The following is a 13,363-nucleotide window of genomic DNA, read 5'->3' as shown; positions in this document are numbered from 1 at the left end:
TAATCTATAGTAAGGTAGATAAAGGAAATCCATAATGAGTTGCGTAATGATCCCTTGCCCCACTGTATGGATTAAGCATGATGTGCCTAGATGTATCCAATTCATTATTGAAGACTGATAACAATCCCCCAATCCAGCTAAATTGAGCATGATACATACCGATAACATAATTACATGCACCAATCATCAGAATATTTTTCGCCGCAGTAATACTCTCCTGAAATGCTAACTCATTATTTGAGGCTACCATGCCAGCATTAAAATTGTTGTAACGAGCTTCGCTTTCATCCCAAGAAAAATCAAACTCAGGAGCCCTTAATACTAAATCCTGAAGAGCATTTGGATCATCACTTGAAACGAAAATTAATATTTTTTTCTGAGGATGCTTATCAGTTAGGCTTTTAATTTGCGCAAGATAGCACTCCGTCGGGACATAGGGGCATTCTGAGTTTTTGTCACCCCTTCGAACATGCAAGCCTATATGCATGTCATATGAGTTCCAATTGATGCGATTCTTTAACTCGTCAATAACCTTCTTCACTTCTTTGCTTGGCGTGCCGCAAATAGCTTTTGCTAAAACTGCGCACCACTGGTGTCGCGAAAGGTCAGCCCCCTCGATAAGAGGGCATTGCGGATATTGGTGATCCCCCTTAATTTCAGGGGGAGCATTCCAAGTATCCCTCATGAAGTCCCACTCAATGATCTCTTGATTTTTAGCCAACTCAATTGGTTGTTTAACCCCAATATCAAACACTGTCTCTACTGCATAAGGTGAATCTATCATGAAGGAGTAGTTGGCATCTAGTGCCAAGGAAATATTTAGCCCCGTCATTAATCTTGAGGTGATGGCGCCAAAACCAGCATGCTCAACCCTATGAAATAAAGTCTGAGAGGTTTTTAACTCATTAGCATTAAGGAGGGCGTGAAGATAATAATCCGGAGATTTATTTGAAGCCATCATTTAAGCCTGGTTTTACTAGAGATTATATGGCTTGCTATTAGTGCCTGACTGCACTGAAATTGGTGCCCCTTGTCCGACTCGAACAGACCACCTACTGATTACAAATCAGTTGCTCTACCAGATGAGCTAAAGGGGCACGGATATTATTTTAGCCTATTTTTTATACTTAAGGTCAAACTACTCTTTTAGACCAAAAAGGTAATCCCAGTGCGATAAGGTATCAATATGATAATACCCATGGCTAACCATATATTCATTTAGCCTGTCGAAACTCCTATTCTCAATGCACATATATTTAAACTTAAATTTCTCATGATTAATGCCTTTGAGAACCTCAATTTCTGCCCCCTCGACATCAAGTGATAAAAAATCTATTAACTTTGGAGCCTCAGCATCTAGCAAAATTTGATTTAACGTTTTTGCAACAGCCCCAAAGCTAACATTCTCCTCAAATTCTTGCAAAAACTTCTTACCTTCATTTGCGTGGCCAAGTGGATCCCTAATATCGGTCTCCAATCCAACTGGCACCGACATCAAATTTGAATAAATAATTTCAACAAATTTTTGATCGTAGGTAAAGGATGTGCAGGCGTTACAAAAAAACTTATTTTTGGGGGAGCGATTTTGACGGCACATTAGATAATTGTGCAAGGTAGGCTCTATTAAAACCCCCCTCCATCCCCTATACTTTTCAAAAAATAGGGTATTAGATTGATGTATTCCATTATTGGCCCCAACTCCACAAAGTATCCATTGTCATAATTTAGATATTTTTCTAGCTTTTCATCTAAATTATTGTGGCCAAAATACTGCTTCACATCCTGAACATATAAGCCCATTACCTAGTCCTCATTTATTTCACAATCTTCAAGGCGGGTCTGCTAGTTTTAGGCTTCTCGGGGGTTCCGTCTGAGGAGTCTGCGCCAGGCAACTGCCGGGCTTGCTTTGGATCGAATGGAAAAGACATCCCCTGCCCATTCTCCCTGGCGTAAATGGCCAAGACATGAGTCACTGGAACCATAATCTTTCTTGGGATACCCCCAAACCTTGCCTGAAAGCTAATCCAATCATTCTCAATCTGCAACTGATGGCAGGCCTCTAAGGAGAGGTTTAAAACGATCTCGTCATTCTTCACAAACTCCATAGGCACTTCTACGCTAGTGTCCACGAAGACTGCGATAAACGGCGTAAAACCAAAATCCGTGCACCACTGATGTAGAGCACGGATTAGATAGGGTTTATTGCTTGGTACGTCAGGCATTCTGACTGAAATGAACCGCTAGTAAAGCTTAGCGGCGCATTACCTTTTCTGAAGGAGTCAAAGCTTCAATATAGGCAGGCCTGCTGAAGATACGCTCAGCGTATTTCAAGAGAGCTGCAGCATTACGAGAAAGGTCAATACCATAGTGCTCAAGACGCCACAATAAAGGCGCAATCGCTACATCCAACATTGAAAATTCATCGCCAAGCATGTACTTATTCTTTACGAAAATTGGTGCCAGCTGAGTTAAACGATCACGAATCGCCAAACGCGCTTTCTCATGAGTCTTTTCAGCGGCTTTACCTTTTTCATTTTCCAAAGCAGCAACGTGAACAAACAGCTCTTTCTCGAAATTAAACAGGAAGAGACGTGCACGTGCTCGTGCTACTGGATCGGGCGGCATCAATTGCGGATGAGGAAAACGCTCATCAATATATTCATTGATGATGTTTGATTCATACAAAATGAGGTCGCGCTCAACCAAGATTGGAACTTGGCCATATGGATTCATTACCGAGATGTCTTCTGGCTTGTTGAACAAGTCAACATCACGGATTTCAAAATCCATGCCTTTTTCAAAAAGCACCAAGCGGCAGCGTTGCGAGAATGGGCAATTAGTACCCGAGTACAACACCATCATAAATTGATTTCCTTAAATTTCTACTTCAATACAACAAACGCACAACAGCGTTAAATCTCGTTACTTATGGAGCCTAACTTCAGGCCCCATCAAATTCAATTAGTGAATATCTTTCCAATATGCTTTATTCAAGCGCCATGCCAAGAGGGTAAAGATTGCTAAAAACAAAAGCACCACTACACCGATGCGTTTGCGCTCTAGCTGCACTGGCTCAGCCATCCATGACATGAAGGCTACTAAGTCGGCGATATTATCGTCATACTCTTGTGGCTTCATCGTGCCTGGAGTGAGCTGCTCAAAGCCTACAAATACTTTCTCCATTCTGCTTGCGTCATGCGGATCTTTACGCTCCTCAAACTTAGCAACACGCTCACCCTGTAACTGCCAGAGTACGTGTGGCATACCTACGTTTGGATATACCAAGTTATTCCAACCAGTTTGAGTTGTATCGTCTTTATAAAAGGTACGGAAATACGTATAGAGCCAATCTGTACCACGGGCTCTAGCCTCAACAGATAAATCAGGCGGGACTTTACCAAACCATACCTTGGCATCTTTTGGCGTCATGGCAATAGTCATCAAATCACCAACCTTAGCATCGGTCAAAATCAAGTTGTCTTTAATTTGCTGATCAGTCAAGCCAATATCGCGCAAACGGTTGTATCGCATGCTTGCTGCTGCATGACAGTTCAAGCAATAGTTCACAAAAATCTTAGCGCCATTTTGCAAAGAAGCATTGCTGCTGACACGGTCCGGGGCCTTCTCTAAAGGAAAGCCGCCTTCGCTTGCATTTGCGCTTAGGCCAAAACCAAGGGCAATAACTAGGCTAGCCGCTTGGCAGACGCCCATTAAAGTGTGCAGAATTTGTTTCATACTATTTCCTAATTTCTCTTAGCTGTTATCTCAGGCGTGAATTAATGGGACTCAAAAGTAACGCGGTCTGGAACTGGCTTGAATGTGCCAAGCTTGCTCCAAAACGGCATTGCCAAGAAAAAGCCCAGATAATAAATAGTGCAAATCTGAGAAATCTTTTCATACACAGGTGATGGCGGCTCGATGCCCAAGTAACCCAAAATTACAAAGGTCACTACAAAGATGCCATAAATATATTTATGGAATTGTGGACGATAGCGAATAGACTTCACAGGAGAGTGATCAAGCCAAGGCAAGAAAAACAGAATCACTACGGAAGCGCCCATGATCACAACACCCCAGAACTTAGCGTCAAGTGCATAGAAGCCAGCAGCTAAAACTATAGCAATGACTGCGCAAGCGCCCTTCACCTTAATATCTTTAGACTGAAGAGCAAACATCCCGAGAATCACTGCTAAGAAAATCCATAAAGGCAATAGGAAGTTCGTAGTAGTCGCGCGCAACATAGAGTAGAACGGCGTGAAATACCAAACCGGTGCAATATGCGTTGGCGTTACAAATGGGTTTGCTGGGATGAAGTTGTTTGCCTCTAAAAAGTAACCATTCATCTCTGGTGCAAAGAAAACAATCGATGCAAAAATGATCAAGAAACCGCCCAGATACATCACGTCATGAACGCTGTAAAAAGGATGGAATGGAATGCCATCTACAGGATGACCATTAGCATCAAGCGTATTTTTGATTTCTACGCCGTCTGGATTGTTTGAGCCCACTTCATGTAATGCAAGGATATGCGCTGCTACCAAACCAATGAGTACCAATGGAATAGCAATCACGTGAAACGCAAAGAAGCGGTTGAGGGTAGCGTCACCAACAACATAATCACCGCGTAACCAAAGCGATAGGTCTGGGCCAATCAATGGAATCGCAGAGAACAAATTCACGATCACCTGAGCGCCCCAATAGGACATCTGGCCCCATGGGAGCAAGTATCCAAAGAAAGCTTCACCCATTAAGGCTAAGAAAATTGCGCAACCAAAGATCCAAATGAGTTCACGTGGCTTGCGATAAGAACCGTAAATCAAGCCGCGGAACATATGCATGTAAACCACTACAAAGAACATCGAGGCGCCAGTCGAATGCATATAGCGAATCAACCAACCAAACGGAACCTCTCGCATGATGTATTCAACAGACTCAAATGCCTTAGCAGCATCTGGCTTGTAGTTCATGGTCAAGAAAATACCGGTAATGATCTGAATCGCCAATACAACAATTGCTAAGGCGCCAAAAATATAGAAAAAATTCAAGTTTTTAGGAGCGTAATACTCGCTCATGTGACGCTTGAAGGCTTCTGTGACCGGAAGACGTGAATCAACCCATGCCATAAGCTTTACGGCGGCGGAGGCGTCTGCTGGGACTTCTTTTTCGTGAAATGCCATTTATATCTCCTTAAGCCTTCTTATCTTCGCCGACCAGAATCTTGGTGTCGCTTAAATACATATGTGGCGGCACTTCCATATTGTCTGGAGCTGGTTTATTTTTGAAAACGCGACCCGCCATATCGAAGGTAGATCCGTGGCATGGGCAAAGAAAACCGCCCTGCCATGTATTTGGCAACGAAGGCTGAGCACCTGCCTCAAACTTCGGGGTTGGAGAGCACCCTAAATGGGTACAAATACCAACTACAACCATGTATTCAGGCTTAATTGAACGCCATTGGTTTTGAGCATAAGGAGGGGTAAATTGGGCTGGATCCCTCAAAGAATTTGGGTCTGCGAGCTCTGAATCAATCTTAGAAAGCTCGGCAACTTGCTCAGGAGTACGGCGTACAACCCATACAGGCTTACCGCGCCACTCAACCATGCGCATTTCGTCTGGCTTCATGTCAGCAATATCGATTTCAACAGCTGCTCCCGCGGCCTTAGCGCGCTCGGAAGGCTCAAAACTGTCAACAAAAGGGTAAAGGGCTGCAGCTGCGCCTACGCCGCCAACCGCCGATGTGGCTATCAGCCAATTACGACGATCCTTGTCCATACTGGGCTTATCACTCATTTACAAAATTCCTAGAAAGGGTATTTTTGGGTGGAAATTACTTAAACTTCGTATTTTAAAGTAAAAAGTAGGGTGAGGAAGAAAGTTATGGGGTTAATCTCGGGCTAATCCAAATACAAGCAAAAAGGAGGGTAATTATGAGTGTTTTGAAGGAATTTCGTGAATTTGCCGTAAGGGGCAATGTGATTGATTTGGCTGTAGGCGTCATTATTGGCGGGGCTTTCGGGAAAATCGTCGATTCTCTTGTAAACGACATCGTTATGCCGGTGATTTCTACCCTTTTGGGAGGGCATATTGACTTTACAAACCTCTTCGTCATTCTTGGTCGGATTCCAGAGGGTGTTCCCAGAACTTTTGATGCACTCAAAAAGGCTGGAGTCCCTATTTTTGCCTATGGAAATTTCATCACCATTTCAATTAATTTCATTTTGCTAGCCTTTGTGATTTTTCAAATGGTCAAGGTCGTTAATAAGATTCGCTTAATGGATACACCTCCGGCACCGCCAACTCCAGAAGATGTAATGTTGCTGCGCGAAATTCGCGACAGTCTCAAAAAATAATTGCACAAAGAAAATTACAACATGTTCAATCGCCTATGGTTACTGTTTGCGCAAGCTGTAACCATTCTTTTTGCTGCATGGTTCATTGTTGTAACTCTCAAACCAAGTTGGATATCAGGAGAAGTTGTCAGCTCAATTGTTGAGAGCGTCACCCTAAAAGAAGGGGCATACGATGGTAGCGCTCTGAGTCCCGGCTCATACCACGATGCAGTCAAAAGATCGATGCCAGCTGTTGTCAATATTTTTACCAGCAAGACCTCTGCAAAAACAAAAACACGCAAAGGTAATAAACAAAACCCTGCCGACCCCTTATTTAAATTCTTCTTCGGCGATCAGCCACCAGACGAAGAGCCCAGCTCCAGCTTGGGCTCTGGGGTTCTAGTAAGCCCAGAAGGAATCATCCTCACAAACCATCATGTCATTAATGATGCGGATGAGATTGATGTGGCGCTTTCAGATGGCAGAAAAGTAAAGGCAAAAATCATTGGTAGTGATCCAGACACAGATATCGCTGTTTTGAAAATTGAGGCTAAACAATTACCGAATCCCATTACGCTTGGAAAAATAGATTCTGTCCACGTTGGTGATGTCGTACTTGCTATCGGCAATCCATTTGGCGTTGGTCAAACCGTGACCTCTGGAATTGTCTCTGCTATGGGTCGCGATCACGTTGGTATCAATACATTTGAAAATTTTATTCAGACAGATGCTGCGATTAATCCTGGCAATTCCGGTGGCGCACTCATCGACACCCGTGGCAATCTCATTGGTATCAACACTGCGATTTTTTCTAATAATGGTGGATCAATGGGAATAGGATTTGCAATTCCTATTAACCTTGCTAAACAAGTAATGGAATCTATCCTGAAGAATGGCAGCGTCACTCGGGGCTGGATTGGCGTTGAACCCCAAAACCTATCCAAGGAGCTCTCTGAATCTTTAGGACTTCCTGGCAATACCGGAGGAGTGCTTTTATCCGGAGTTCTAGAGGGTGGTCCTGCAGCTCGCGGCGGAGTAAAGCCTGGGGATGTACTAACGGCTGTAAATGGCGAAAAAACTAAAGATGTAAAGCAGCTTCTGAATCAAATTGCCCAAATTAGCCCTGGAAACGAGGCTACTTTAACTATTTTGCGCAAGGGGAAAGAGGCGGTTCTTACAGTCCAAACTGGAAAGCGCCCAAAACCCAAAACGCTTAATTAATGAGACTTGCCTACTAGTTAGCCAATATCTTTGACAGGAAGTCTTTGGCCCTTGGCGAGCGAGCTTCTGGATTGCCAAAAAATTCGTCTTTGCTACAGTCCTCAATAATGCGGCCTTGATCCATAAAAATCACTCGGTTGCCAACCTTGCGAGCAAAGCCCATCTCGTGGGTAACGCAGCACATTGTCATACCTTCGTTAGCAAGCTTAACCATGACATCTAACACTTCGCCCACCATCTCTGGATCGAGTGCTGAGGTAGGCTCATCAAACAACATCAGGATGGGATCCATACTTAAAGCACGGGCAATCGCAACACGCTGCTGCTGACCACCCGAAAGCTGACCAGGAAATTTATCTTTTTGAGCAATGAGTCCAACACGCTCTAGATACTTGAGGCCATGAGTTTTAGCTTCATCGCTTGATCGACCCAAGACTTTAATTTGAGCCAGCGTGAGATTCTCAGTGATACTTAAATGGGGGAATAGCTCGAAGTTCTGAAACACCATTCCAACCCTCGCCCGCAACTTGGGAAGATTTGTTTTGGGGTCATGCAAATTAATGCCATCAACAGTAATCTCACCTTTTTGAAATGGCTCAAGAGCATTGATGGTTTTAATCAAAGTTGACTTACCAGATCCTGAAGGGCCACAAATCACCACCACCTGACCCTTGTTAATTGAAGTAGTGCAATCAGTCAAGACCTGAAAGGAGCCATACCATTTCGAAACGTTTTGAAGTTCAATCATGATGGTCTATGTAATCTATAACAATGAATAAAATATTTAGCGAATGATGGCAACTTTTGCCTGAATGGCGCGCACTGCCTTAGACAGTGAAAAACAAATCACAAAATACGTTGCTGCTGCCAATATATAAGTCTCAATTGGGCGGCCATAGTTCTTGCCAGCAATCTCAAAGCCTTTCAATAAGTCGTATGCGCCAATTGCATAGACCAATGAAGTGTCTTGGAACAGAATAATGGTCTGCGTCATAAAGACAGGAATCATATTCCGAAATGCTTGGGGTAAAACCACTAAACGCATATTCTGTCCATAGGTCATTCCTAGTGCCTCGCCTGCATAAGCCTGACCCCTGGGTACTGACTGAATTCCGGCTCTCACAATCTCCGCAAAGAAGGCAGCCTCAAATGCAATAAAGGTAATCGTGGCGGATAAATCTGCTCCGATAGGTTTGCCAATGAGCATTGGGATTAACAAGAAGAACCAGAGGATTACCATCACCAATGGAATAGATCGCATCGTGTTGATATAAAACGTAGCAGGAATAACTAAAATAGGTTTGCCTGATAGCCTCATCAAGGCCAAGAAAGTGCCAACCACAATTCCCCCAACTGTCGCGATGACAGTGAGCTGGACGCTGAATAAAAGTCCCTTCAGAATGTAGTTCGTGAAGAGGTCCCAGTTATAAAAACTTAAATCTAAGCTCAACATATCATTACTATTTAATGAGCCAGACTTGCATCATTCGATGCGGCAATAAAACCAGGGATACGACTTCTTTTTTCTATGAAAGTCATCACACGATTGACGGCAAAAGCTGATAAGGCATAAAGCAAAGTCACTGCCAAGTAAATTTCTACCCCACGAGAGGTTTCTTCCTGCGCTTGCATAGCAAATAAGGTAAGCTCCGGTACCGAGACAGCAAAAGCAACTGAAGAGTTTTTGACAGCATTCATACTCTCAGAGGTGAGAGGGGGAATCACAATACGTAATGCCATAGGCAATAGGACAAAACGATAAGCCTGTGGCGTAGTTAATCCAAGCGCAGTTGCAGCAGCTCTTTGCCCACTAGGTAAAGACTGAATGCCTGCACGCACTTGCTCGGCTATGCGAGCAGAGGTAAAAAAACCCAATGCAATGCTCACTAGCCAATAAGACGGAAGCGCCTTTAAGGGTAAAACAAAAGCAGGGATAACGTGGTACCAAAGAAATACCTGGACTAAAACAGGAATATTTCTAAATAACTCCACCCAAGCCGTTGATAGTCGAACTAGCAATCTACTCACGATTCCGCTGTCAGGCAAAGTCCTGAGAGTACCCATCACTAAGCCAACAATCAAAGCAATCGTCAGACCCAAACCTGCAACGGCCAAGGTCCAGCCCCAGGCTTTCATCAGCCAGTCTAGGTAACTGGCATCTGCATTTTGCCCAAGCCAAAAAATAGAGGAGAAGCAGTGTTCAACTGCTTCTCCATCAATGGTGCTTTTACAAAAAACACCGAAATCTAATGCCATATTAGATGCTTAATTAATTAAATTATTTCTTGTTGTAGTCTTCGGCCGGCTTGTCATTGAGGTTTGCCCAAGCATTTTTGGTGGCTGGAGATAATTCAAGACCAACGACAGCATTTTTTGGTGGAATTGGTGACAAGAACCACTTATTCCAAAGTCCAGGCATTTTTCCATTTGCAACAATCTTCGCAATAGCAGCATTCACAGCAGCCTTGAACTCAGGATCATTCTTGGGGACCATGATGGCAATTGGCTCAGTTGCAAGCACCTCACCAACAATTTTGTAATCTTTTGGATTCTTAGAATTGGCAATATTGCCAGCCAAAATAGAACCGTCCATCACAAAGGCGTCAGCACGGCCAGACTCTAACAACAGGAAGCTATCAGCATGATCTTTACCAAATACTTCGTCAAAGTTCACGCCATTGGCTTTTTCATGTTTGCGCAGTAATTGAACAGAAGTTGTACCAGTAGTAGTGGCAACTTTTTTGCCAACTAATTGAGAAATTGAATTAATGCCAGAGTTAGCTTTAACTGCAATACGCACTTCTTCAACATACAAGGTATTGGCAAAGCCAACATCCTTAGCACGAGTACTATTATTGGTTGTTGTGCCGCACTCAATATCAACGGTACCGTTTTGTACTAAAGGTACGCGGTTTTGGGATGTCACAGGCTGATAGTTAATGCGGATTGTGCTCATACCCAATTTATCTTTGATGTCGCCGAGAATCATGCGGCAAATTTCAACGTGGTAGCCATCAAAACGGCTATCGCCAGTGGTGTAGGACATTGGAATGGATGACTCACGAACGCCCATAGTTACCGCACCAGTAGATTTAATCTTGTCTAGGGTTGCGCTTGCGGCAAACGCAGTAGGGGTAGCCAAAAAGGCGGTGGCAAATAAAGACAGAACGGCTTTTGGAAAAACGCCTTGGGCGAGTACTTTTTTCATTTTTTAATTCTCCTTAATGATTGCTTGTAACAAAGTTTTCATGCCCTGATAACTGGCATATTTTGTAATTGATAATAAATCTTGGAATCCTTACTTTTTAACAGATATCATGTCTTTCAGCCACTATTAATGCTGTAAATAAGGGCAATAATGAGTCGGCTATGTGCGAAAACACTATGATTAGTTTTAGTAAGGCCTTATTAAGAGTCAAATATTAGATATAAATATAACTTGTTAGGGTTATCACTAATTAGCCTGTATAGGTCAAGTATTTTTCCAGAATAGGCTCCAACCCTAGCGCCCTAGAAATCTGCGAAGAGATTAATGACATCAAACATATTTAACCTAATTGATCAAGGGGTTAATCAATTTCAAATTGGGAACCTTGATGATGCGGAACGTTTAATCTCTACCGCCTTAAAACTGCAACCCAAAAATCCAGATGCCCTTCAAATCTTAGGTGTGATCAAAAATTTAAAAGGGCAGCATGAAGAGGGGGTCCGACTCCTCAAAAAAGCAGTCGATCTTAACCCTGTTAATGGGTTTATTCATCTGAACCTAGCCAAAGCCCTATCAGATAACAACAAAGATTATTATGCGTTACCTCATCACAAGCATGCAGCTCGTCTCATGCCTGAAAATTCAAATACGTGGCTCAATCATGGGGTCTCGCTTATCAAGCTCCATAGACAAGAAGAGGCGTTGCTTGTCTTTGAGAGTGGCCTGAAATTACACCCCAATTCTCCTGACCTTTGGACAAATTTAAGCGGCGTTCTGAACGAATTATTGAGGCATGAAGAAGCTATTACTGCGGCACAAAACGCTTTAAGTATTGACTCACGTCAAGCGCAAGCATGGTGCAATTTAGGCTCAGCATTAGGCTCCATCAATCATTTTTCAGAATCTCTTAAAGCATTTGATAGCGGGCTAGCCTTATCGCCAACTCTAATTGATGGATGGATCAATAAAGGAAAAATACTTTTATCTTTAAACGAAATTGAAGGGGCCTTAAATTCATTTCATCGGGCATTGGAAATTAACCCACAATCAGCGGAAGCATGGCTATATATAGGTAATGGGCTCCAAGTCTCTCTCAATATTCAAGGGTCAATTGAGGCCTATTACAAGTCTCTAGAAATAAACCCAAAGTCTGCGACAACACTATCAAACCTAGGCGTCAGCCTGAAATCTAACAAAGACTTTGAGAGAGCTAAGCAGGTACTTGAGGAAGCGATCGCATTGGGGGATGAAGTTGACTATTTACTAGGTAATTACTTAAGCGTACTAATGCATCTTTGTGACTGGGATAATTATGATTCCCTCTATGAAAAAATTACGCAGAGCCTTTCTAGCGCTAAAAATTCAATTATGCCGTTTGATCTTCTTTCTACACCAGCTGCTCTTGGTATTCAAAAAAAATGTGCTGTGCAATTTGTAAAAAAATGGGTGAAAGTCCGTCACTCCAATGGTTTGCCAACCTCACAAATAGGACAAAAAGAAAAAATACGGGTTGGCTATTTTTCCTGCGACTTTAAAGAGCATCCAGTCGGCATGCTGATGAATAATATTGTTGCACTTCATAACCGATCCCAATTCGAAATTATCGGCTTCTTTCTCAATAATGAAACTGGGGATCTAATTGAAAATTCCCTGCTGGAGTCTTTTGATCGATCAATTAACTTAGCCAGCCTATCTGATGCACAAGCAATCGCCCTGATCAATGATCAAAAATTAGATATTGCGATTGATTTAAGCGGACATACCTCTGGTGCCAGAATATCGTTATTCTCTAAACGATTGGCACCAATCCAATTAACTTTCTTGGGGTATGCCGGTACAACGGGCACGGATTTTTTCGACTATTTACTTGCAGATCAAGTTGCAATACCGTCTAGCAATCAAATTGAATTTACCGAAAAGATAGCCTATCTTCCCAACTCATTTTTTCCTGTAAATTCTCAATTGGTACCCCATAATCTAGGGAATGTTCCAAGCAGGGAAAGTCAACATCTCCCCGAGCAAGGCATAGTCTTTGGTTGCTTTAATAATGCCTATAAAATTTCACCTCAAATCTTCAATACATGGATGGACATATTAAAAGAGGTCCCAAATAGTGTTTTGTGGTTATCTCAAATGCCAGCAAAAACCATTGAAAACTTAAGAAAAGAAGCAAAGCGCTCTGGTATAGATTCCGACCGTTTAATTTTTGCAACCCGCACACCCAGTAATAAAGATCACCTCAGCCGCCTAAGGCTAATGGATCTTTTCTTAGATACGCCTCACTACAATGCTCATGCTACTTCTGCTGATGCCCTCACTTCAGGTGTTCCAGTAATCACCTTATTGGGTGACTCATTTTCTGGTAGGGTGGCAGCCAGCCAACTGACTGCTGCTGACTTACCAGAGCTCATCACTCATTCGCTAACTGAATACTCTAAAACGGCAATTGAGTTTGCTAAAAATCCAGAAAGCCTAGCAAGCCTTCGTAAAAAGCTCGCTGCAAATCATCACACGGCCCCATTATTTAACTCCAGTAAATATGTTTGCGATCTAGAAGAGCTCTACTTAAATTTTGTCAAAGCAAAACTGAACACATCAGATTAAA

Annotated in this window: 14 protein-coding genes and 1 tRNA gene; 3 read left to right on the top strand and 12 right to left on the bottom strand. The window is 42.8% G+C overall.

The genetic code is table 11. From position 1 onward, the window contains the following. Window positions 1-4 precede the first annotated feature (4 nt). From CBI31_RS07190 to petA, 8 genes are all read right to left on the bottom strand, one after another. On the bottom strand, window positions 5-961 hold the full coding sequence (locus tag CBI31_RS07190; RefSeq protein WP_133062489.1) for an O-fucosyltransferase family protein: 957 nt from the start codon (window positions 959-961) through the stop codon (window positions 5-7). A gap of 60 nt (window positions 962-1,021) precedes the next feature. Next, window positions 1,022-1,097: transfer RNA gene (locus tag CBI31_RS07185), tRNA-Thr, on the bottom strand. Window positions 1,098-1,138: 41 nt separating this feature from the next. Beyond that, window positions 1,139-1,711, bottom strand: coding sequence for an FkbM family methyltransferase (locus CBI31_RS07180; RefSeq protein WP_206075474.1), 573 nt, complete (start codon window positions 1,709-1,711; stop codon window positions 1,139-1,141). A 103-nt stretch (window positions 1,712-1,814) separates the two neighbouring features. After that, a complete protein-coding gene (locus CBI31_RS07175; protein ID WP_088525684.1) occupies window positions 1,815-2,222 on the bottom strand; it encodes a ClpXP protease specificity-enhancing factor in 408 nt (135 codons plus the stop codon). Window positions 2,223-2,250: 28 nt separating this feature from the next. Continuing rightward, window positions 2,251-2,862, bottom strand: a complete 612-nt coding sequence (locus tag CBI31_RS07170; RefSeq protein ID WP_028819209.1) for a glutathione S-transferase N-terminal domain-containing protein — start codon at window positions 2,860-2,862, stop codon at window positions 2,251-2,253. A 99-nt stretch (window positions 2,863-2,961) separates the two neighbouring features. Next, window positions 2,962-3,735, bottom strand: a complete 774-nt coding sequence (locus CBI31_RS07165; protein WP_088525683.1) for a cytochrome c1 — start codon at window positions 3,733-3,735, stop codon at window positions 2,962-2,964. A 41-nt stretch (window positions 3,736-3,776) separates the two neighbouring features. Continuing rightward, on the bottom strand, window positions 3,777-5,177 hold the full coding sequence (locus CBI31_RS07160; protein ID WP_088525682.1) for a cytochrome b: 1,401 nt from the start codon (window positions 5,175-5,177) through the stop codon (window positions 3,777-3,779). A gap of 10 nt (window positions 5,178-5,187) precedes the next feature. Further along, window positions 5,188-5,790: a ubiquinol-cytochrome c reductase iron-sulfur subunit gene (petA, locus tag CBI31_RS07155; RefSeq protein WP_088525681.1), complete on the bottom strand. Its 603-nt coding sequence runs from the start codon at window positions 5,788-5,790 to the stop codon at window positions 5,188-5,190. 137 nt (window positions 5,791-5,927) lie between these two features. Between petA and mscL the strand changes: the two genes are divergently transcribed. Together mscL and CBI31_RS07145 are read left to right on the top strand one after the other, a co-directional pair. Further along, window positions 5,928-6,350: a large conductance mechanosensitive channel protein MscL gene (mscL, locus tag CBI31_RS07150; protein ID WP_088525680.1), complete on the top strand. Its 423-nt coding sequence runs from the start codon at window positions 5,928-5,930 to the stop codon at window positions 6,348-6,350. 21 nt (window positions 6,351-6,371) lie between these two features. Next, on the top strand, window positions 6,372-7,550 hold the full coding sequence (locus tag CBI31_RS07145; RefSeq protein ID WP_088525679.1) for a Do family serine endopeptidase: 1,179 nt from the start codon (window positions 6,372-6,374) through the stop codon (window positions 7,548-7,550). A 13-nt stretch (window positions 7,551-7,563) separates the two neighbouring features. Here CBI31_RS07145 and CBI31_RS07140 read toward each other — a convergent pair whose 3' ends face one another. From CBI31_RS07140 to CBI31_RS07125, 4 genes are read right to left on the bottom strand one after another with little or no spacing between them, the layout of a single operon-like run. Further along, window positions 7,564-8,298: an amino acid ABC transporter ATP-binding protein gene (locus tag CBI31_RS07140; RefSeq protein WP_088525678.1), complete on the bottom strand. Its 735-nt coding sequence runs from the start codon at window positions 8,296-8,298 to the stop codon at window positions 7,564-7,566. A gap of 36 nt (window positions 8,299-8,334) precedes the next feature. Further along, window positions 8,335-9,003: an amino acid ABC transporter permease gene (locus CBI31_RS07135; RefSeq protein ID WP_088525677.1), complete on the bottom strand. Its 669-nt coding sequence runs from the start codon at window positions 9,001-9,003 to the stop codon at window positions 8,335-8,337. An 11-nt stretch (window positions 9,004-9,014) separates the two neighbouring features. Further along, window positions 9,015-9,806 (bottom strand): amino acid ABC transporter permease, encoded by a 792-nt coding sequence (locus tag CBI31_RS07130; protein ID WP_088525676.1) that lies wholly within the window; start codon window positions 9,804-9,806, stop codon window positions 9,015-9,017. A gap of 22 nt (window positions 9,807-9,828) precedes the next feature. Then, window positions 9,829-10,758: an amino acid ABC transporter substrate-binding protein gene (locus CBI31_RS07125; protein ID WP_088525675.1), complete on the bottom strand. Its 930-nt coding sequence runs from the start codon at window positions 10,756-10,758 to the stop codon at window positions 9,829-9,831. Window positions 10,759-11,082: 324 nt separating this feature from the next. Here CBI31_RS07125 and CBI31_RS07120 point away from each other — a divergent pair, with 324 nt between their 5' ends. Further along, window positions 11,083-13,362, top strand: a complete 2,280-nt coding sequence (locus CBI31_RS07120) for a tetratricopeptide repeat protein (protein ID WP_088525674.1) — start codon at window positions 11,083-11,085, stop codon at window positions 13,360-13,362. Window position 13,363 lies beyond the last annotated feature (1 nt).

The organism is Polynucleobacter campilacus (genome assembly GCF_002206625.1).
Lineage (GTDB): Bacteria > Pseudomonadota > Gammaproteobacteria > Burkholderiales > Burkholderiaceae > Polynucleobacter > Polynucleobacter campilacus.
Note: the sequence above shows the minus strand (reverse complement) of the source record. Positions and strands in the feature narration are given on the sequence as shown.

Coding starts and splice junctions, on each gene's coding strand:
- CBI31_RS07145 (WP_088525679.1), top strand. CDS start 6,372: ATGTTCAATCGCCTATGGTTACTGTTTGCGCAAGCTGTAACCATTCTT.
- CBI31_RS07175 (WP_088525684.1), bottom strand. CDS start 2,222: ATGCCTGACGTACCAAGCAATAAACCCTATCTAATCCGTGCTCTACAT.
- CBI31_RS07140 (WP_088525678.1), bottom strand. CDS start 8,298: ATGATTGAACTTCAAAACGTTTCGAAATGGTATGGCTCCTTTCAGGTC.
- CBI31_RS07135 (WP_088525677.1), bottom strand. CDS start 9,003: ATGTTGAGCTTAGATTTAAGTTTTTATAACTGGGACCTCTTCACGAAC.
- CBI31_RS07130 (WP_088525676.1), bottom strand. CDS start 9,806: ATGGCATTAGATTTCGGTGTTTTTTGTAAAAGCACCATTGATGGAGAA.
- CBI31_RS07120 (WP_088525674.1), top strand. CDS start 11,083: ATGACATCAAACATATTTAACCTAATTGATCAAGGGGTTAATCAATTT.
- CBI31_RS07160 (WP_088525682.1), bottom strand. CDS start 5,177: ATGGCATTTCACGAAAAAGAAGTCCCAGCAGACGCCTCCGCCGCCGTA.
- CBI31_RS07190 (WP_133062489.1), bottom strand. CDS start 961: ATGATGGCTTCAAATAAATCTCCGGATTATTATCTTCACGCCCTCCTT.
- CBI31_RS07165 (WP_088525683.1), bottom strand. CDS start 3,735: ATGAAACAAATTCTGCACACTTTAATGGGCGTCTGCCAAGCGGCTAGC.
- mscL (WP_088525680.1), top strand. CDS start 5,928: ATGAGTGTTTTGAAGGAATTTCGTGAATTTGCCGTAAGGGGCAATGTG.
- CBI31_RS07125 (WP_088525675.1), bottom strand. CDS start 10,758: ATGAAAAAAGTACTCGCCCAAGGCGTTTTTCCAAAAGCCGTTCTGTCT.
- petA (WP_088525681.1), bottom strand. CDS start 5,790: ATGAGTGATAAGCCCAGTATGGACAAGGATCGTCGTAATTGGCTGATA.
- CBI31_RS07170 (WP_028819209.1), bottom strand. CDS start 2,862: ATGATGGTGTTGTACTCGGGTACTAATTGCCCATTCTCGCAACGCTGC.